At 70.5% G+C, this 19,975-nt stretch carries 13 protein-coding genes and 1 pseudogene; 7 read left to right on the top strand and 7 right to left on the bottom strand.

Going from position 1 to position 19,975, the window contains the following annotated elements; genetic code table 11:
- Positions 1-49: 49 nt before the first annotated feature.
- The 4 genes and pseudogenes from JOC24_RS19275 to JOC24_RS19265 form a co-directional block, all read left to right on the top strand.
- A complete protein-coding gene (locus JOC24_RS19275) occupies positions 50-3,622 on the top strand; it encodes a GH32 C-terminal domain-containing protein (protein ID WP_205021582.1) in 3,573 nt (1,190 codons plus the stop codon).
- Positions 3,623-4,283: 661 nt separating this feature from the next.
- Positions 4,284-4,652 carry a LacI family DNA-binding transcriptional regulator gene (locus tag JOC24_RS33365; protein ID WP_239580678.1) on the top strand — a complete coding sequence of 123 codons (369 nt, stop codon included), beginning with the start codon at positions 4,284-4,286 and terminating at the stop codon, positions 4,650-4,652.
- Between the two features lie 27 nt (positions 4,653-4,679).
- Positions 4,680-5,114 carry a substrate-binding domain-containing protein gene (locus tag JOC24_RS33360; RefSeq protein WP_239580677.1) on the top strand — a complete coding sequence of 145 codons (435 nt, stop codon included), beginning with the start codon at positions 4,680-4,682 and terminating at the stop codon, positions 5,112-5,114.
- A 208-nt stretch (positions 5,115-5,322) separates the two neighbouring features.
- Positions 5,323-5,943 (top strand): annotated as a pseudogene (locus JOC24_RS19265) (LLM class flavin-dependent oxidoreductase); the annotation flags it as partial.
- Positions 5,944-5,967: 24 nt separating this feature from the next.
- Here the strand turns inward: JOC24_RS19265 and JOC24_RS19260 are convergent.
- Positions 5,968-6,897, bottom strand: a complete 930-nt coding sequence (locus JOC24_RS19260) for a carbohydrate kinase family protein (protein WP_205021581.1) — start codon at positions 6,895-6,897, stop codon at positions 5,968-5,970.
- Between the two features lie 53 nt (positions 6,898-6,950).
- A complete protein-coding gene (locus JOC24_RS19255) occupies positions 6,951-8,267 on the bottom strand; it encodes an oligosaccharide MFS transporter (RefSeq protein ID WP_205021580.1) in 1,317 nt (438 codons plus the stop codon).
- A 162-nt stretch (positions 8,268-8,429) separates the two neighbouring features.
- On the opposite strand from JOC24_RS19255, the gene JOC24_RS19250 reads away from it, so the two are divergent.
- Complete coding sequence (locus tag JOC24_RS19250) at positions 8,430-9,815, top strand: glycoside hydrolase family 32 protein (RefSeq protein ID WP_205021579.1); 1,386 nt, start codon at positions 8,430-8,432, stop codon at positions 9,813-9,815.
- Here JOC24_RS19250 and JOC24_RS19245 read toward each other — a convergent pair.
- Positions 9,802-10,845: a LacI family DNA-binding transcriptional regulator gene (locus JOC24_RS19245; RefSeq protein ID WP_205021578.1), complete on the bottom strand. Its 1,044-nt coding sequence runs from the start codon at positions 10,843-10,845 to the stop codon at positions 9,802-9,804. The two genes, JOC24_RS19250 and JOC24_RS19245, sit on opposite strands and share 14 nt — an antisense overlap.
- A 172-nt stretch (positions 10,846-11,017) precedes the next feature.
- Between JOC24_RS19245 and JOC24_RS19240 the strand changes: the two genes are divergently transcribed.
- Positions 11,018-12,067 (top strand): LacI family DNA-binding transcriptional regulator, encoded by a 1,050-nt coding sequence (locus JOC24_RS19240; RefSeq protein WP_205021776.1) that lies wholly within the window; start codon positions 11,018-11,020, stop codon positions 12,065-12,067.
- Positions 12,068-12,096: 29 nt separating this feature from the next.
- Here JOC24_RS19240 and JOC24_RS19235 read toward each other — a convergent pair whose 3' ends face one another.
- From JOC24_RS19235 to JOC24_RS19220, 4 genes are read right to left on the bottom strand one after another with little or no spacing between them, the layout of a single operon-like run.
- The gene (locus JOC24_RS19235) at positions 12,097-13,524 is read right to left on the bottom strand and encodes a glycoside hydrolase family 32 protein (protein WP_205021577.1); all 1,428 of its coding nucleotides are present in this window, start codon (positions 13,522-13,524) and stop codon (positions 12,097-12,099) included.
- A complete protein-coding gene (locus JOC24_RS19230) occupies positions 13,521-14,363 on the bottom strand; it encodes a carbohydrate ABC transporter permease (RefSeq protein WP_374104509.1) in 843 nt (280 codons plus the stop codon). The genes JOC24_RS19235 and JOC24_RS19230 overlap by 4 nt, the downstream gene beginning before the upstream one ends.
- 5 nt (positions 14,364-14,368) lie before the next feature.
- Complete coding sequence (locus tag JOC24_RS19225; RefSeq protein ID WP_205021575.1) at positions 14,369-15,319, bottom strand: carbohydrate ABC transporter permease; 951 nt, start codon at positions 15,317-15,319, stop codon at positions 14,369-14,371.
- A complete protein-coding gene (locus tag JOC24_RS19220) occupies positions 15,316-16,743 on the bottom strand; it encodes an extracellular solute-binding protein (RefSeq protein WP_205021574.1) in 1,428 nt (475 codons plus the stop codon). Before JOC24_RS19220 ends, JOC24_RS19225 begins: the two co-directional genes overlap by 4 nt.
- Before the next feature lie 188 nt (positions 16,744-16,931).
- Between JOC24_RS19220 and JOC24_RS19215 the strand changes: the two genes are divergently transcribed.
- Positions 16,932-18,503: a glycoside hydrolase family 32 protein gene (locus JOC24_RS19215; protein WP_205021775.1), complete on the top strand. Its 1,572-nt coding sequence runs from the start codon at positions 16,932-16,934 to the stop codon at positions 18,501-18,503.
- The last annotated feature ends 1,472 nt before the right edge of the window (positions 18,504-19,975 follow it).

Below are 19,975 nucleotides of genomic sequence, written 5' to 3'. Positions count from 1 at the left end.
CCCCGCGGGTCGTGGTCCACTCTCCTCTGTTCTCCCCTCAGGAGCCGCCATGAGCGTGTCCCGCCGTACCCTCCTGCTCGCTGGAGGAACCGCCGCCACCCTGCTGCCTCTCGGAGGCATCCTCCCCGCAGCACAGGCCGCCGCCCCGAGCGCCGCCGGAGCGACCCCCGCCGCCACCCCGATTCCCGACCCCATCCCCCTCGCCGGCACGTGGACCCGCACCTTCGACGGCGGCCAGAAGGTGACCGCCGGCCGCCGCGGGCCCGCCCTCGCCCTGTCCGAGCAGCAACTCGCGGCCAAGGGCACGTACGCGGCCCGCGTCACGCCCCAGTCCTCCTCCGCCATAGGCGCGTTGGTGTTCCGGGTGGCCCTCGACGGCTCGACCGGATACGCGGTCGCCATCGACCCTGGCCGCGCCCGCATACGGCTCTACGACCTGGCCGGCGGCGACACACTCGCCACCGCTCCACTCCCGGGCGCGCAGGCCGGAACGCCCTACGACCTCGAAGTAGCGGTCGACGGACCTGAGCTGACGGTGCGTGTCGACGGCAAGCGGCTCCTCCACACCGAGGACCACCGCCACGACACCGGCTCGGTGGGCCTGCTCGCCCAGGGCGGCAAGGTCACCTTCGGCCCTCCCTCCCTCTCCTCAGTCACCACCAACCTCACCGGCTGGACCACGAGCGGCGGCATCTGGACGGCGGGTCCGCTGGGCTGGCGCGCGGCCCCGACCCAGGGAGCCACCGCCCGCGCCATCACCACGACCAAGACGTACGACACCGCGCTCCAGGCCGACCTGCTCCTGCACGACGCCTCCGCCATCGCCTCACTGCTGGTGCGCACCGACGCCAAGGCCACGCACGGCTACGGCGTCCAAGTCGACCCGGGCCAGGGCAGGCTGCGGCTCTACCGCATCGACGGCGACGTCACCCTCGGCACCTACGCGACCACCATCAAGGCCGACACGGTCTACCGTCTGCGGGTCGAAGCCGAACACGATGAACTGCGCGTGCACTGGCAGACCAATTTCCTCTCGCCCGACGGCTACGCCCCCGTCATCACCGCCCAGGACTCCACCCACACGAAGGGCCGACTCGCCGTCACGGCTTCGGCCGGCGAGGTGTCCTTCGAGAACATCGCCGGGGCCGATCTCGCCACCGGCCTCCAGGGCTGGACGGCCCGCTCCGGCACCTGGACCCCGGACCTGCACGGCATCCGAGGCGAGAACGGCCTGCGCACGGCCCCCTGCACCGACGGCGACGTGGTGGCGAGGGCCGACATCACACCCGGCGACCGCTCCTCCGCTGCCGGCCTCGTCCTGCGCGCGTCCGCGAACGGCTCCGGCGGCTACGAAGCCCGCCTGGAAGCCGGCCGCGACGCCGTCGTCCTGCTGGACCGCTCCTCCGGCACCCGCCTCGCCTCCGCCTCCGGCCCGGTCCGGCGCATCACGGCCGGAGGCACGTACCGCGTCGAGGCCCGCGCGACGGGCAGAACCATCGAGGTGTACGTGGACGGGGTACGGGCGCTCAAGACCCGTGTGTCCCGCACCAAGGGCGCCGCCTTCGGCACCGCGGCCGCGCACGGGACGTCGTACTTCCAGAACGTCGAAGTGCGCAGCACCGCTGACCACTTCACCGAGCCGTACCGCCCCACGTACCACTACTCCCAGCTCACCGGCTCCACCAGCGACCCCTGCGGCCTGCTGCACCACGACGGCGAGTACCACCTCTTCCACCAGGATCAGGGCCGCTGGGCGCACGCGGTCAGCACCGACCTCGTCCACTGGCAGGCCCTGCCGATCGCCCTGTCCTGGAACGCCTACGGCCACTGCTGGACCGGCTGCGCGGTCGTGGACGCCGACGACACCTCCGGTCTCTTCGACGGCGGCTCGGGCCTGATCGCCTATTACACGAGCTACCACCCGGACAAGCCGGGCGGGAACGCCAGCGTGCGCATCGCGTACAGCAAGGACAAGGGCCGATCATGGCAGCTGCACGGCGGCTCGAGTCCGGCCGTGCAGAACCCGGGCGGCCCCGACGCCGGCTGGACCTTCCGCGACCCGAAGGTCATCCGCGACGAGGCCCACGACCAGTGGCTGATGGTGGTCTCCGGTGGCGACCACATCCGCTTCTTCACCTCCACCGACCTCCTCACCTGGACCCAGGCCAGCTCCTTCGGCTACGGCGACTGGGCAACCGCGGGCGTCTGGGAGTGCCCGGACTTCTTCCCGCTCTCGATCGACGGCGACCAGGACAAGGTGAAGTGGGTCCTCACCTTGAGCACGGGCGCCGTACGCGCCACCGACGGTTCGGCCGCCCAATACTTCACCGGTGGCTGGAACGGCACCGGCTTCACCCCCGACCAGAAGGCCGGCACTGTGCTTCGCACCGACTCCGGTCGCGACTACTACGCCGCCATGTCCTTCTACGGCCTGCCCGACGACCGCCGTGTCTGGCTCGGCTGGATGAGCAACTGGGACTATCCGTTCAGCGCCCCGACCGGCGCCTGGAAGGGCCAGCTGAGCATCCCCCGCGAACTGACCCTCACGGACACCACCGACGGTGTACGCCTGGTGCAGCGCCCGGCCCCGGAGCTGACCGCCCTGCGCGGTTCCACCACGACCCGCAGGAACCTCTCCGTAGGCCCCGGCTCCGCGAACCCACTCGCAGGCGTCACAGGCATCGCCTACGAAATCGAGGCCGAGATCACCCTCGGCACCGCCACGGAGATCGGCTTCCGGCTCCGCGCCGACGACGACCAGCACACAACGGTCGGATACGAAGCCGAAGCGCAGCAGCTGTTCGTGGACCGGTCGGCATCGGGCCTGAGTGACTTCACCCAGTACTTCGCGGGCCGCACGACCGCCTCGATGAAGGCGACCAACGGCCGCGTGACCCTGCGTGTGTACGTCGACTCGTCCTCGGTAGAAGCATTCGGCGCAGACGGACAGGCCGCCGTGACCAGCCTGATCTTCCCCACGCCGGACGCAGACGCCATGGCCTTCTACGCCAAGGGCGGCACCGCACACATCGAATCGCTCAAGGTGCACAAGCTGGACGGCGCCTACCGCCTGGTGGACCGCGTGAAGCCGCTGCCCGCCACCCCGGCCGGCGGTGAGTTCCGCTCTGATCTCGGCAAGCTGACGATCACCCCCGCCGGCCACTGGTCCACGGACAGCGCGGGCCACGCCGGAACCTTCGACAAGGACTCCAACGCCATGTCGGCGCGCACGGCAACCGACCTGGACCTCACCACCCTGGCCCGACTCGGCGGCCCCACCCCGGGCACCGGCGGCGCCCTCTCCCTTCTCTGGCGCGCCTCCTCCGACGGTGCCGACGCCTACTGCGTCAACATCGACCCCGACCTGCGCGTGATCCGCCTGGTAGCCAAGGTCGACGGCCATTTCGACGACGGTGCGGCGCTCGCCCGCGTCCCGGCCCTCATCCGCCACGGCACGACATACGCGGTCCGCATCCTCTCCGAGGCCGACCGCATCCAGGTGTTCCTCAACGACAAGCGGATCATCGACGTGACGGACACGACGTATACAGACGGGCATATCGGCCTCAACGTGTTCGGCGGGAGGGCGGCATACCAGGACACGTACGCCAGGCAACTGTGACCACCGACCAGGCCGACCTGTGACGAGGCGCGCGGAGGCTTCAGCATCGAGTGACCATGTGGAGCCTCCGTGCGCTGCAACGCCATTCCTGAGACTTGTTCGGCATCTCCAGCTGCATCAGCGGGTTCGGCTCTCAGCGACGCCGCGCGAGAAAGCCCATCGGCTCGGCTCCCGGCAGCTCACCTCTTTCGCGGGCGGGCCCCGCCGGCCCGGCGAACCGCCCCCTGGAGCGTCGAGCTATGCAGGGCGCGCCGCCCAGTCGGCAGCTCCGCGTGACTGCGTGCGGACGAGGACACGATGCCCCGGCCCCCGCGACGCCGCCGCTGGCCTCGCACCGGACAGTCTGGCGCCGAATGGACCGGCACGTGGGACGGGTGGAACGGAGCAGTGGCAACCGCGACCCGCAGCGACTCGGCAGGGGACGGGACTGGCATGTGGCCGTCGTCGCGCCGACCTCTCCTTGGGGGTCCACTGCCAGAGCGACGCCGTAAGCGGTCCGTCAGCAGGGGCGGCACGCCCGGCCGCCCGGCTCCACGCGCCCCATGATGCACCAGGCACCCGGCAGCGGACAGGGCCTGACTCGGCTCGCGGATCGAGGCGATGAGCCGGGCTGGCGCAGGACGCCCGGCGGACAGCCCTCCGTCCCGAAGGAGACGCTGCATTGAAGCGCCCCACTGCCCGTGACGTCGCCGAACGCGCCGGCGTCTCTCGCGCGGCCGTGTCGTTCGTCTTCAGCGGACGAGCAGAGGGGAACCTTTCGGCCCGCACGCAGGAGCGCATCAAAGGGGCCGCTGATGCCCTGGGATACCGCCCCGACGAGGTGGCTCGCTCGCTGCGCGGGCGGCGCACCGGGGTGATCGGCATGCTCAGCGATTCGATCGCGACGAGCCCGTTCGCGGGGCGCATGGACCTCGGCGCGATGGAAGCAGCACGCGCGCGGGGGCACCAGATACTTCTCATGGAATCGCGCAGCGACCCGGGGGCGGAGGCAGAGGCCATCGCCGAGCTGCGAGCCCGACGGGTGGATTGATTCGTCTACGCGGCGATGGAATTGACCATGACGGACGTTCCTGCGGGACTCGACCCCGGCCGTACGGTTCTGGCCAACTGCTTTCCACTCGCGGAGAACACGTACGCCGCTGTCATCACCGACGAGCGTGGCGGCGGGCGTAGCGCCGTTGACGTGCTGCTCGCGGCCGGTCACGAGGACGTTGCCCTGGTGGGCGGGCCCGAAGGCAACATCGCCGCCGACGACCGCACGCGCGGCTTCACAGACGGCCTGCGCGCGGCGGGGCTGTCCGTGCGCCAGGGGTGGGTGCGGCGGGTCGGTTGGCAGATCGAGTACGCCGCCGCGCTGAACCTCCTGGACGCCACTGAGCGGCCGACGGCCGTCGTGTGCGCCAATGACCGCGTGGCGACCGGCGTGTTGCTGGCAGCTGCCCGTCTCGGCATCGCTGTACCCGGCCAGCCGTCGGCGTGTGCGAGGGCATAGATCAGGTAGGGCTCCTTCGCGGTGAGGTAGCCGATCGCCTTGTCGATGCCCTTGCGGCCGGTCCCGGAGAGTTCCTCGGCCTGGGCTCGCTCGGCCATGAGGGTGGTGACCTGCGGTGACTTCCCGTTCAGGATGGTCAGGGCTTGTTCGCCGACCCAGGTCTCGGCGTCCGGGCAGCCTGCCGGGTAGAAGCATCAGGCCGCGGTACCTGAAGAACGCGGGTGCCACCTTCCGCGACCTCAAGCCGGTGCAGGCACCGCACGTCCCGCTGTGGTTCGGCGGCTCGTCGGCGCCCGGTATCGAGATGGCGGCCGAGCACGTCGACGTCTACCTCACCTGGGGCGAACCCCCGCACCTCCTCAAGGAGAAGCTCGACCGGGTCCGCGAACGCGCGGCCGCGTACGGCCGGACCGTGCGCATCGGCCTGCGCCTGCACCTCATCGTCCGCGACACCGAGGACGCGGCGTGGGCCGTCGCCGACCATCTCCTCGACGTGACGAGCCAGGCCACGTACGCCCGCCAACTCTGCGACAGGGCGGGCGAGGACGGCATCGGCTGGCAGCGTCAGTTCCGCCAGCACGGCGGGAAGGTCCCGGCGCGCGCCCGCGAATTGGAGACCCACCCGAACCTCTGGCCCGGCATGAGCCTCTTTCGCCCGGGCCCCGGCACGGCGGTCGTCGGCTCGACCGCACAGGTCACCGAACGCCTCCTGGGGTTCAGGGACTTGGGCGTCGACACCTTCATCCTCTTCGGCAACCCCCTCCTGGAGGAGGCCTACCGGGTCGCGGAGACGGTGCTGCCCGCGTTGGGGGTGGCGGGACGCAGGTGAGGAGGCGACCGGCGCTCAGGAGATCTACCGAGAGGCATCGGCGCCGGTCTGCATCTCGCTCGCGTACGGCGGCTCGGCCCCCGCTCGTGAGCAGGTGATCGCCGCCGCGCGGGCGGCGAAGGCGAGCACCTCCCGCCAGGTGCGGCCGGGGACCGAGGCGAGGGCCCGCGCCGAGAGGAGGTCCCGCTCGGACAGCGCGTACAGCAGCGCGGCGTTCACGGTGTCGCCCGCGCCGATCGTGTCCACGACGTCGACACGTTCGCCGGGCACGGAGAACTCCTCGCCGTCCCGGGTGAAGACGGTCAGGCCGTCGCCGCCACGGGTGATCACGACGGCGGCCGGCCCGGCCGCGAGCCACCCCTCGACATCGGTCCCCAGCCAGTCCGCGTCCTCCTCGCTCAGCTTCAGCAGGGAGACGTGCGGCAGCCAGCTCTGGAAACGGGCCCGGTAGGCGTCCGCGTCCGGGATGAGGCCGGCCCGGATGTTCGGGTCGAGGGCGATGAAGACCCCGCGCCCCGCCTCGCGCCGCATCAGCTCCTCGTACGCGCTCGCCCCCGGTTCGAGGACGAGGGAACACGTCCCGAGCGACAACGCCCTGGTGTCGGCGGCCAGTTCACCGGGAAGCGCGAAGAGCCGGTCCGCGCTGCCCTCGACGTAGAAGCTGTAGGCGGCCGAGCCGCCCGCGTCGATCGAGGCGAGGGCGAGCGTGGTCGGCTCGGGGCCGCGCTGGACGAGTGCGGTGCCCACCCGCTCGGCGCGCAGCCGCTCGACGAGCGAGGCGCCGAACGCGTCCGTCGAGATCCGCGAGCAGAAGGAGACCCCTGCCCCGAGCCGCCCGAGCGCGATGGCCGTGTTGTACGGGCCGCCACCGCGGGCGGGCAGCAGGGGCGCGGTCCCGTCACCATGGGCCTGCGGCACCAGGTCGATCAGTGCCTCACCGGCGACGACGATCACAGGGGTGTTCCTTTCGCGAAGCTGCTTGTACAGGAGGTGCGTACAGCGGGGGCTCAGACCTTGGCCGGTTCGGGAGCGGGTTCCGTGACGAACGGCGCCACGGGCTGCGGCAGGCCCTTGCCGTCGGTACGCAGCGTGCGGACCGAGATCAGGGTGAACGCGGCGACGAAGCCCGACATGATGAGGTACGTGTGGGCGTAGCCGATGCTGTCGTAGCCGATGCCCGCGAGCGGGGAGATGACGGCTGCGCCGATCTGCGTCGCCAGCTGGAAGCCGACGAGGTAGATCGAGGACGAGAGCCGGGGTTCGAAGTGCCGGTTGATGTACTTGAAGATCGCGATCAGCATGATCGGCAGCTCGACCGCGTGCAGGAGTTTCACTGCGGAGATCGCGGCCGGATCGGTGACCAGGCCGGACAGACAGATCCGGGTCGCCATGATGCAGCCGGAGACAAGGAGCGAATTCTTCGGCCCGAGCCGGTTGACCAGGAACGGCGCGAGCGCCATTCCGCCCGCCTCCAGGAAGACCTGGACGGAGTTGAGGTCGCTGTACATGCGGTTGCCGTCGGCGGTGGTGGAGAAGAGCGAGGCGAAGTACGAGGGGAACATCGCGTCGTACGTGTTGTACGTCGCTGTCACCGCGACCACGAAGAGCAGCAGCCCCCAGAACGCCGGGTACGTGAGGAGCGACTTCACGTCGGCGACCGAGACGGAGGAAGCGGCATGGTCGACTGCGGCGGCCCGGCGGCCGTCGGTCACGCGGATCGCCACCAGGAGCACGACGAAGACGGCGGCGGCGACGGAGGCGGCCCAGAAGTTCAGGTCCGGGTCGATGTTGAAAAGGCGCCCCGCGAAGAAGGTCGCCGCGGCCCAGCCGAGCGAGCCGAACATCCTGGCCCGGCCGAATTCGAAGCCGTGGAAGCGGCCGAGCCGCTCGGCGTAGCTCTCCAGCGTGGCGACGGCGACCGCGAACGCCATGGCCAGATAGGCGGAGCCGACGATCAGTCCGATCGCGAAATGGGTCTTCAGGAGCGGGCCGTAGACGTAGATGTACATCGGGCCGACGAGCAGCATCAGGCCGCCGATCCAGTACAGGAGGTTCTTGCGCAGGCCGAGACGGTCCTGGATGAAGCCGTAGACTGGCATGGTCACCAGGCAGCCGATGGCGTTGGCGCTGATCACGAGGGAACTGCGGCCCGCGCTCAGGCCGATGTCCTGGGTGAGCCAGATCGAGAACAGTGACCAGGACAGTGACCAGGTCACGAAGAACGTGAAGAGTGCCGCGCTGATCAGGGTGAAGTTCAGGCGGCGCCGGCTCTTCCCCGCGGCGGTCGCGGCGGGGCTCTGAGCCGCTTGGCTCTGGGTCGTCATGGACGCTCCCTTGCGCTGGGCACTGCGGTGTCTCGCGCAGCGTCGACTCATGATGCCGGAACAAACTGTTCCGGTACTTTCCTAACACGTGCTAGGGCGGGTCTACTATCACGTGTTAGGTTCCGCTTGGCAAGAGGTCGATTTCAAGAAAGTGACATCGTCATGACTGAGGCAGACGACCGGAACATCCCGAGCCACCACGTACGTCCTGCCGCCGGGCAGTGGTGTAACGACCCCAACGGGCCGCTCTTTCACGACGGCCGCTACCACCTCTTCTTCCAGCACAACCCCGGCGCCCCGGTCTGGGGCGACATCCACTGGGGCCATGCCTCGAGCCCCGACCTGGTGACCTGGACCGACCACGGCATCGCGCTCGCGCCCACCCCCGGCGGCCGGGACGGACGCGGTGCCTGGTCCGGCTGCGCGGTCATCGACGACGGCGTGCCCACCGCCGTCTACACGGGCATGGACCGCGACGACGGCATCGGCTCGGTGATGCTGGCCCGCGCCACGGACGACCTGATCACCGAGCTGAAGGCCGAGCCCGAGCCGGTCGTCGCAGGACCGCCGCCCGGCCTCGACCTCGTCGCCTTCCGCGACCCGTACCTCTTCTCCCACGAAGGACAGCGCTGGGCCCTGATCGGCGCAGGACACCGGGCGAGCGGGACAGGGGACGTGCTGCTCTACCGCGTGGACTCGCTCACCGAGTGGACCTACGCCGGTTCGCTCGTCGACGCCACCGACCCGGTGGCGGGCCGGATCGCCGGACCCGCCACGGCATGGGAGTGCCCGGCACTGCTGCCGACGGGCGACGGCCGCTGGGTGCTGCTCCTCTCGCTGTGGATCGACGACATCACGTACTCGACGTCGTATCTCGTCGGCGACCTGCGGGCGGCGGGCGACGGCCTGCGCTTCGTGCCCGCGACCGGCGGAATGCTCGACCACGGCAGGGACTTCTACGCCCCCACCGCCCTGGTCGAGGACGACCGCACCCTGCTGTGGGGCTGGAGCTGGGAGTCACGCACCGAGCAGGAGGCCCTGGCCGCGGGCTGGGCGGGCTGCCTCACCCACCCGCGCGAGATCGGCGTACACCCGGACGGCACCCTGCGGCTCGCCCCCGCCCGCGAGTTGACCGCGCTGCGCGGGACACCGCTGCCCGTCGGCGCCGAGCTGCCTGCCTCGTACGAGATCGCACTCGACGTACGCGTCGACCGGCCCGACAGCGAGATCGTCCTGAGCCTCGGCGAGGCGGTCTCCCTCAGGGTGAACCCGACCCGCGGGACGCTCGTCCTGGACCGCACCGGCGCCCCCGCGACGGCGTCGCACCCGCTGCCCCGAACTGCCGAGGCGATCGCGACCGTGCCCGGCGGCACACGGTCCCACCTGCGGGTCCTGGTGGACGGCCCGTTGATCGAGGCGTGCGTCGACGAGCGGGCGATGCTCACGGAGAAGGTGTACCCCGCTCCCGCGGGCCGCTACGAGGTGACGGTGGTGCGGGGCTCCGCGCAGGTGGAGACGCGGGCCTGGAAGTACGTCAGCCGGCACTGACTCGCGCTGCCGGCGGGCGGACCGAGTCGCGGGTGACCACGGGGCACGTCAGGCGGCGCGCGGCCCGACGGTCCACCGGCTCGTCCGCGTCGGAGGCGTCGAGCAGCATGCGGACCGCGGTCGCGCCCATCTCGTGGTGCGGGAGCGCGATCGTCGTCAGGGCCGGGACCAGGTGGGCGGCCATCTGGTCCTGGTCGTCGTAGCCGACCACCGACAGTTCGGTGGGTACGTCGATGCCCAGGCGGGCCGCGGCGAGCAACGTGCCCGCGGCCACCCGGTCGTTCGCGCAGACCACACCCGTCGGCCGGGCGGGACCGTCGAGCACCCGCAGCGCCGCCGCGTACCCCTCGTCGATCTGCCAGCCCGCGCGCAGCACCCACTCCTCGCGGGCGGTGATCCCGGCCGCCCGCAGCCCGTCGCGGAAACCGCGCGCCCGGTCCGACGCGGCGATGTCACCCTTCGCCCCGCCGAGCAACGCGATGTCGCGATGCCCCGCCTCGATGAGCACGTCCACCGCGCACCGGCCGCCCCTGCGCTCGTCCGGCACCACCGAGGCGTACGAACCGGGCTCGCGCGGCAGGCAGTTGGCGAGCACCGTGCGGGACGGATCGATGCCCTCGGGCACGACGGTGCGGCGCATGGACATCGCCGCGTACACGATCCCGTCCACCCGGCGGGCCCGCAGCTCGGCGACCGCCTCCGCCTCGGCAGCCGGGTCGAGGCGGGACTCCAGGAGCAGCACCTGGTGCCCGCGCTCACGGGCCGCCTCCATCGCGCCGATCACCAGACGGCCGGCGAACGGGCTCGTCGCGATCTCGTCGCTGAGCAGTCCGATCACCGCGCTACGCTGTTTGCGCAGTGAGCGGGCCACCTCGTCAGGGCGGTAACCGAGTTGATCGGCGGCCTTCTTGATGCGCGCCTGGGTCTTGGCGGAGAGGTTCCCCGCGGCGCGGCCGCTGAAGACGAACGACACGGCGGCGCGTGACACCCCGGCAAGCTCGGCGACATCGCGGGCGGTGGGGCGGCTCACGTCGTGTTTCCTCCTGCTGGGTGACGGCGGGCGACAAGCGCAGGGCCAGTATCGCCGGAGCGTACGGCCATGTCGGGACGCAGGGGGGGGGCGCGGATAGGCTGACGTGGATCAAGGCGCGACAGCCGTGCGGCATCGAAGGGGGGCGGGGGACATCGCGAACGCCGGCAGCGTGAGCGGGGAGGCGGGCAGGCCCGAGCTGCCGACGTCAAAGGACGTCGCGCGGCTCGCCGGTGTCTCGCACACCGCCGTCTCCTTCGTCTTCAACGACCGCGCCGAGGGCAACATCTCGCCCGCGACCCAGGCACGCATCCGCAAGGCCGCCGAGCAGCTCGGCTACCGGCCCAACGCCGTCGCCCGCGGACTGCGCCGCCGCCGAACGGCCGTGATCGGCCTGGTCACCGACCACATCGCCTCGTCGCCGTTCGCCGGGGCGCTGCTGCGCGGCGCCATGCAGACCGCCTGGGACCGCGAACACCTGGTGCTCACCGTCGACTCCACCGGCGACCTCGCCAAGGAGGACGCGGCCGTCGCCGAGCTCCTGGACCGGCGGGTGGACGGCATCATCTACGCCGCCATGTCCCTGCGCTCCGCCCGCGTTCCCGCGGGCCTGAAGCGCACCTTCGCGGTGTTCGCCAACTGCCTTCCCGACGACGGCTCGCTGGCCGCCGTGATCCCCGCCGAGCGGTCCGGCGGCCGGGCGGCGGCCAAGCTCCTCCTCGACGCGGGGCACCGCAGGATCGCCCTGGTCGGCGGGCTCGACGACATCGCGTCGGCGGAGCGCCTGCGCGGATTCCGGGACGCGCTGCGCACGGTGGGCGAGCGCGCGGGCGAGGACCGGATCGTGCGCGGCGGAGGCGAGATCTCCGCCGGCTTCGCGGGAGCGATGCGCCTGCTGGACGGCGTGCCCGCCGAGCGTCGCCCCACGGGCATCGTCTGCTACAACGACCGGGTCGCGGCGGGCGTCCTGCACGCCGCGGCCCGGCTCGGCATCGACGTCCCCGGCGAACTCTCGCTGGTCGGCTACGACGACCAGGAGCACATGGCGGGGTTCCTGGACCCGCCGCTGACCACCGTCGCGCTGCCGCACCGTGCCATGGGGGAGGTGGCGACGGGTCTGCTGCTGGACGCCATCGACAACGGCACGCCCCCTGCCGTGGAGGTCAGGCGTCTGCGGTGTCCCGTGGTGGTGCGCGACTCGGTGGGGCCGCCGCGTTCGTGAGGGCGCGGGGTGCTCCGTGCCGAGGCCGCTCACTCGTGCCCCGGCGGTACCACTTCCCAGCCGGTGACCCGCGCGCCTTCTCCGGCGACCGTCAGCTCGGCGACGTCGTCCGGGCGTCGGTAGATACGCTCCGTCGCCACCGCGCGGTCCGCCACGAAGAGTTCGAGCAAGGAGCCGTCGACCAGAATGCGCACTTCAAGTCCCGCTGGCGGGGCTGGAGTTGACGTCAGTGTGATCGGTGCCGAGCCGCCGGGCCGTTCGCGGGGCCAGCTCGTGCGGTCCAGCGTCGCCGTGCCCGCCGCCGGGTCGAGCGTCAGCGTCAGCTCCGCGCCCGACGCGGCCCGCAGCAGTGTGAGCGTGGTGGAGGTGACGGCGGTGACCTCGATGTCGTACGCGAGAGGGAGCGGCGTACGACCTTCCGGCTCCGTCACGAACGGATGCTGTGCGCGCAGGAGTTGGAGCTCCGGTGCGGGGCTGACGCGTACGGTGCCGTCGGGGTGCGTGCCGACGACCCGCGGCGCCGTCAGGACACCGGACCAGCCCGCGTGGTCCACCTCCCGCTGGCCCCGGGCCTCCCAGGACCAGCCCCACAGCAGATTCCGGCCCGCTTCGCTGTCGTGCAGCACGGCCGGCGCATAGCAGTCCCTCCCGAGATCGAGCGGGCCGCCAACGCGAGGCGCGAAGCCAATCAAGTCGCCCTGGCCTGACATGAGAAGACGGCCCGTCAGATATGCCGTGGACAGCGGGGAGCCGTCCCACAGCGACATCGCCAGCGTCCAGTCGCCGCCTTCGCCCTCGAACAGCTGAGGGCACTCCCAGCCCACCGCGCCGTCGCCGAACGCCTTCTGGGCCACCGGATCGTGCCCGTCGGCCAACACCCCGGCGAAGCGCCAGGACGTGAGGTCGTCGCAGGCGTACAGGAGGACCGTCGGCGTGCCGTCGGCGTGCCCCGCGCCGACCAGCGCCCAGCGGCGCCCGCCGTGCCGGAAGACGAACGGGTCGCGGAACATCGTCACGTCCAGACCCGGTGGCGGCCCGGAGACCACCGGCTCGGGCAGCGTGCGCCAGGTCGTCAACTCCGGGGAGTCGGCGGAGGCGTGGGCCAGACAGATGGTGCCGAGCCCGGTGTGCGCGTGGTCCACGCCGGTGTAGACGGCGGTGGGGACGCCCGCGTCGTCCACCACGCAGCCCGACCAGCAGCCGCCCTCGTCCGGGCCGCCCGGCGTCGGGGTCAGCGCGAGCGGATGGTGCTCCCAGCGCACGAGGTCGGCGCTGGAGACGTGGCCCCAGTGCATGTTCGTGTGCACGGGGGCGTCGGGGTTGTGCTGGTAGAAGAGGTGGTAGCGGCCGCGCCAACGGAAGGGCCCGTTGGGGTCGTTGATCCAGTTCGCGGGCGGCCTGACCCTGAAACGCGGGGCGTGCGGATCGAGCTGAGGCGGTGCGGGCTGCGTGCTCAACGGTTCACTCCTGCGGAGGTGATGCCCTCGCGCAGAGGGCGCTGGCCGACGGCGAAGACGGCGATGGCGGGGATCATGGAGAGCACGACGCCCGCGAGCACCACGGAGACGGACCCGGTGCCGAGATTGCCCTGGAGCGAGACCAGGCCGAGCGGCAGCGTGAAGTTGTCGGTCGACGTCTCCAGGATCAGCGGGCGGAAGAACTCGTTCCAGTGGTAGTTGAAGGCGAGGACGCCCACGATGGCCAGGCCCGGCGCGGCCAGCGGCGCGTACACCGAGCGGAAGATCCGCCAGGGCCCGGCGCCGTCGATCATCGCGGCCTCGCCGAGATCCTTGGGCATGCCGAGGAAGTACTGCCGCATCAGGAACGTCCCGAACGCGGTGGGCCAGGCGGGGACGATCAGGCCGAGGAGGGTGTCGGTGAGGCCCATCGACTTCAGGACCAGGAACACCGGCACGATCGTCACCTGCAACGGCACCATCATCGTGGCGAGGACCAGACCGAACAGCGGCTTCTTGAAGCGGAACTCCAGGCGCGCGAAGGCGTATCCGGCAAGACCCGCGGTGATCATCTGGCCGGCCGCGATCAGCGCGGTCACCAGGGTCGAGTTGAGCGCGAGCAGCCAGACGTCGATCTGCCCGAAGATCTGGTGGTAGGCCGCGGTCGTCGGATGCGAGGGGATGATCTGCGGCGGCAGGTCGAAGGACTCCGCGGGGGCCCGCAGCGACGTGGACACGGTCCAGATCACCGGGCCGAGGGTGAGCAGCGCGACCACGGTCAGACCGGCGATCCGCGCCCAGGACGACAGGCCGAACGTCTTACGGTTCACAGGGATCACCGGGCTCACTGGTAGTGGACGAATCGCCGGCTGAGCCGGAACTGGAGTGCCGTGACCGCGAGGATCAGGGTGAAGAGCAGTACGCCGACCGCCGACGCCTCGCCGAACCGCAGCTGCTCGAAGGCGCTCTGGTAGATGACCATCACGACCGTGCGGGTGGCGTCGCCGGGCCCGCCGTCGGTCAGGACGTACGGCTGCTCGAAGACCTGAAGGGCGTTGATGATGCCCACCACCGAGGCGACCAGGAGGGTCGGCGAGAGCAGCGGCAGGGTGATGGCGAGGTGTTTGCGCAGGCCGGTGGCGCCGTCGAGCGAGGCGGCCTCGTGGATCTCCTTGGGGATGTTGTTCAGACCGCCGACGAACAGCAGGAAGGAGAAGCCGAACTGCTGCCAGACATAGACGAGAACGACCGCGGCCATCGCCGAGTGCTCCGAGGTCAGCCAGGGGATCGGGTCGATACCGACATGGCCGAGCAGCCAGTTGATCACCCCGAAGTCCTGGTTGAAGAGGTACTTCATCACCACGGAGATGGAGGCCGCGGACAGCACGAGCGGGAAGAGGAACGCCGAGCGGAACGCCGAACGCAGCCAGCCGGGCAGCCGGTCGTTGAGGGCCAGCGCGAGGGCCAGTGCGAGCAGCAGCTGGAGGGCGACCGCGAAGAACATGAACAGGAGCGTGTTGGTGAACGAGACGAGGACCGCGTCGTCGGTGAACGCCTCGCGGTAGTTGGCGGTCCCGGCGAACGTCGGCGCGTCGATGACGTCCCAGTGGAAGAAGCTCAGGACGACGGATCCGACGATCGGTACGACGGTGAACACCAGGACACCGATGACGGTCGGCGCGAGGAAGAGCATGGCCAGGAGGCGTGAGCCGCGGTCCCGGGCGGTGCGCCGGGCCGGCTGCTCCACGACGGAGGTCCGTGCCCCGGCGGTCCCGGTCTGCTGGGTGGTTGTCATACGTCACGCTCCATGGCCTTCTCCAGATCGCCCTGCAGCCGCCGCAGCGCGGGACGCACCCCGCGCGGATCGCCGAGCGCGGTGCCGGTGTGCTTGAGGAGGAGCTGCTCGACCTCGGCGACCTGGGGCGGCGCCGGGATCGGGCCTGTGGTGGGGAACTTGTCGAGGGTGTCGTAGAAGACCTGCCAGTGCGTCGGCCCGGTCTCCTCGTAGCGGGCCACCTGCACCATCGAACGACGGGCCGGGGTCGTCTGGTTGGCCCGGAACAGCTCGGCGAGGACGTCCTTGCGCACGGAGTACTTGATGAACTCCCAGGCCGCGTCCTGCTTCTTCGACGTCCGCAGCAGCGCGTAGCCGGCGGCGCCGAACTGGTGGCGCTGGGTGCGCCAGCGAGGGAAGTACTGCACGTCGTAGCCGGTGCGCCGCATGCCCGCGTCGTGCAGCCCGCCCGCCCAGAAGCCGCCCGCCGGGGTGACGCCGACGCGGCCGGTGGAGAAGACACCGACCAGGTTGTCGCCGTTGCCGCCCTCGGGACGTGAGCAGAGCCGGTCCTGGACGAGCGAGGCCAGGTAGTCGTACACCTCCTCGACGCGCTCATGGGTGGCCTGGGGGGTGCGCCAGCGGTAGCCGCCGCCCCGGCCGCGGCGCTGGCCGGCCGGGTAGAAGCCGTTCCACAGCCAGTCGCCGCCGGGGGCCTTGGACTCGGCGAGGATGTTCGTGTCGTTGGCGAACAGCCACGGGACGACGCCGCCCCACAGGCGGTTGGTCCAGAAGTACGGCGTGAAGTGCGAGCCGCCGCCGCGCTTCAACTCCCGCAGCAGCGCCGTGAACTGGTCGCGACTCCAGTCGGGCGGCGGCAGTTCGGCGCCCGCCTTTCGCAGCACCCCGGTGTTGAGGTACACGTCGGCCGCGTTGAACTCGACGGGCAGCTGATAGAGGCTCCCCTCGTACATCATCGACTCGACCAGCGAGGGATGGACGTCCGTGAAGTACTCGCGCAGCTCGTCCGCATCGCGCTTCACCCAGGAGTCGAGCGGTACGCCGAGGCGCTGGGCGAAGAGCTGTACGCCTTCGGTGGCGACATAGACGAGGTCGGGTTCGGTGCCCGCGGCGATCTGGGTGAGGATCTTGGCGAAGAAGTCCGACCAGTCGGTGGCCTGGATGGGCAGCAGGCGCAGCTTGATGTCGGGGTGCAGCGCCTGGAAGCCCTCGCGCAGAGTGCGCTGCGCCGCCGGGTCGAAGGCGGAGCCGAGCGTGGCGACGACCAGCGAGTCGCCGTCGCGGCCAGGGATGTCGGCGCCGGTCAGCCGGTCCCAGCTCGCGGCAGTGCCGGTGAGCGCGGCGGCGCCTGCGCCGTAGCCGCCGTAGCGCAGCAGAGTGCGGCGGGGGAAGGTGCGGTCGGGAGGGTGGGGCGAGTCGGTCATCGACGGGCCTAACTCGTGTTAGTTGATTTCCGTGACCCGATGATGAGAACTCTGTTACATCGGTGTCAACCCTTGCGCAAAGGTTGACCTTTAACGAGTTAGGTCTACAGTCCTGACCCAGCGTGGACCGGCGCCGGACGGCGAGGTCCCGCCATGAGCCGCCAGTGCCAGGAAAGGGACCAGTGACGATGCGAGACATGACCAGAAGGACGCTTATCCGGGCCGGAGCCGTGGGCGCGGCGCTGGCCGCGATACCCGCGGCAGCGGCGTCCGGCCTAAGCGCTGCCTCCACCCAGGACAGCGAGTCGGCCGAGCAGGGGGCCAGTTACCGGGCCGAGTACCACTTCACCGTCCCCGACCAGTGGAAGAACGACCCGCAGAAGCCGATCTGGATCGACGGCGAGTACCACTACTACTACCTCTACAACGCCGACTACCTGGCCGGCGGCACGACCACCGGCACGGCCTGGCGCCTGGCCACCAGCACCGACCTGGTCACGTTCAAGGACCAGGGCATCGCGATCCCCAAGGACACGACCCACAACGGCGACGTCTGGTCGGGCTCCGCGGTGGTGGACACCGGCAACACGGCGGGCTTCGGCGCGGGCGCGGTCGTCGTCCTGGCCACCATGCAGCCGGACGGGACCACCAACGGCCAGGCCCAGTACCTGTGGTACTCCACCGACAAGGGCCGCACCTTCAAGAACCACGGCACGGATCCGGCCGTCCCCAACCCGGGCGTGCAGGACTTCCGCGACCCCAAGGTGATCCGGGACGAGGAGCGCGGCCGCTGGGTGATGGTGCTCGCCGAGGGCACCAAGGTCGGCTTCTACCACTCCGCGAACCTCAAGAAGTGGACGTACGCCGGCGGCTTCGTGAAGGAGGGCATCGGCCTCCTGGAGTGCCCCGATCTGTTCCGCATCACCACCGCAGAAGGCACCGCGAAGTGGGTGCTCGGCGTCAGCGCCAACGGCAAGGCGTCCGGTCTGCCCAACACGTACGCGTACTGGACGGGCGAGTTCGACGGCACGACCTTCACGCCCGACGCGCCGGAGCCGCAGTGGCTGGACCACGGCTTCGACTGGTACGGCGCCGTTACCTTCGAGAAGCACGCCGCGAACGGCGCCGTCGACCCGGCCGTCCGCTACGCGATCGGCTGGCTCAACAATTGGGATTACCCCAACACCACGCCGACCATCGACGCCGACGGTTTCAACGGCACGGACTCGGTCGTCCGCGAGATCACCCTGCGCCGCGCCGCGTCGGGCACCCACTACCTGGCGTCGCGCCCCGTGCAAGCCCTGGACCAGCATGTCGCACGGACCGTCGACCTCGGCGACCTCACCGTGGACGGCCAACTGGTCCTCGACTACACGGGTACGGCGTACGAACTGTCCACCGAGATCACCTGGGACCAGCTCACCGGCGCGGGCGTCCAACTGCGCAGGTCAGCCGACGGCAGCCGGCACATCGACGCGGGCGTGTACGGCGACTACGCCTTCGTGAACCGCCGGGGCGCCGCCAACCCCGACACCTCCGGCAAGTGGCAGGAGAGCAGGACCCCCTTCGACGCATCGGCCCACAAGGTCACGCTGCGCGTCCTGGTCGACCGCACCTCGGTCGAGGTGTTCTTCGACGACGGCCGCCACACCCACTCGATGGAGGCGTTCCCCTACCTCACGGACACCCGGCTCGCACTGTTCACGATCGACGGCAAGGCGGTCTTCAGGAACACCGTGATCCGGGAGTTCACCGTCTGAGCGGCCACGAGAACGAGGCGTGCCGCTGTTGCGGGACCGGCCGGGCCGGCCCTGCCGGGCGTCCGGTGAATGATCTTCGCTGAGCGGGTGCAAGGCGGTTGGGGCCTGTTCGCAAGGTCTCAGGCCCGGTCAACCAGCGCGTGATGGAGCGCGCAGTGCCTGGCGTCGTGATGGTGGGTGAGGGGGTGGTCGGTCCAGGCGGTGTCGGCCCCTTCGCAGATGACGGGGGCATGGTGCCGGTCGGGCGGCAGACGACGTGGGTGGCGAGGAGTCCGGGGCGCTGGATGCCCGGGACGAGGGTGTCGATTCGGCTGACCGCGCTGTCGCGGTGGGCTCGCGCCAGATCGGCGTCGTCGCTGATCCACTGTGCGCAGACGAGCGGCGTTTCCGGTGAGGCACTGGCGCATCAGGGCCATGCCAGCTGCCAGTTGAAGGAGATAGGCGAAGCCCCGGAGATCCCTGAGCTCGGACCTCTTCGGAAGGGAGCCCGGCGCGAGCAGCCCTTCAACCTGGCGCCGGGCCGCCGAGCTGATGGACTCCGAACACGTCCGCCGGGCCGTCGGCTCCGTCGCCGTCACTCCGCGACTGGGAGGCCGGTAAGTCGTACCGCAAGCACCTGCGCCGATACGGGCAGCAGGGCTACTGAGCCCCAAACCAGGCCACACCCGACGCCCCTTGGCCCAAGAGATAGCAAAGAAGGAACCTGACGGGCCCCACCTAACGCGCCGCCACCTGCGAGAACGGCCGCCTGACGCCCCATCAGAACGTGCGTCAAACGTGCGTCAGAAGCGCCTTTCGTGCGTCGAATATGCGTCAAGATATCGCCCGTAACGCCCACAGCGCACATAATGCACACTGGCCGAACCTGCAGGTCAGCGGCCCTTTTCGGCGGGCTCAAGGATCGCGACGCACTCGACATGATGGGTCATCGGGAAACAGGTGAATCAAAAACACGTGAATATAGTGCCAGTCAGCGCCGCGATGGCGACAAACCCGGCATCTTACTCGTGTGCGTTACGGGCGGTGCGGGCGTTGCGCGCTCGTAGCTGACGCATGACATGGCGTCAGCTACGCGAGGTGCAGTCTACGATGCACCTCGCGCGGCATCCGGCGGTCCGCCTGCCCAGGGCGGGCCCGCAACCATGTACTGGTCGACGGATGCGGCTGGCAGGTTTTTACGCCCGGTGCGCAATCGCTGGCTGGCAGCCGCCGCGAACCGCGGCCAGCATCGCTGCCTCGGCTGCCCGGAATCGTCGCCAACACCGACGGCTAACGGCTAGAGTTCGCATAGCATCTGGGGTGCGGGCGACGGTCCGACGCTTGTAAACACCACGGCAGTCACGCTCTCCGCAGCATTCGCGGCCGGTCGCGTCGACCAGTCTGCAACGTTGGCTTCCTCACACGCGGCGCTGCAAGTACCGCCCTTGGCCCCTCACAGGACAGGATGGCCTTCGCACGTAAGGCCCGGGGGG

It is taken from the genome of Streptomyces sp. HB132, from assembly GCF_016909575.1.
Lineage (GTDB): Bacteria > Actinomycetota > Actinomycetes > Streptomycetales > Streptomycetaceae > Streptomyces.
Note: the sequence above shows the minus strand (reverse complement) of the source record. Positions and strands in the feature narration are given on the sequence as shown.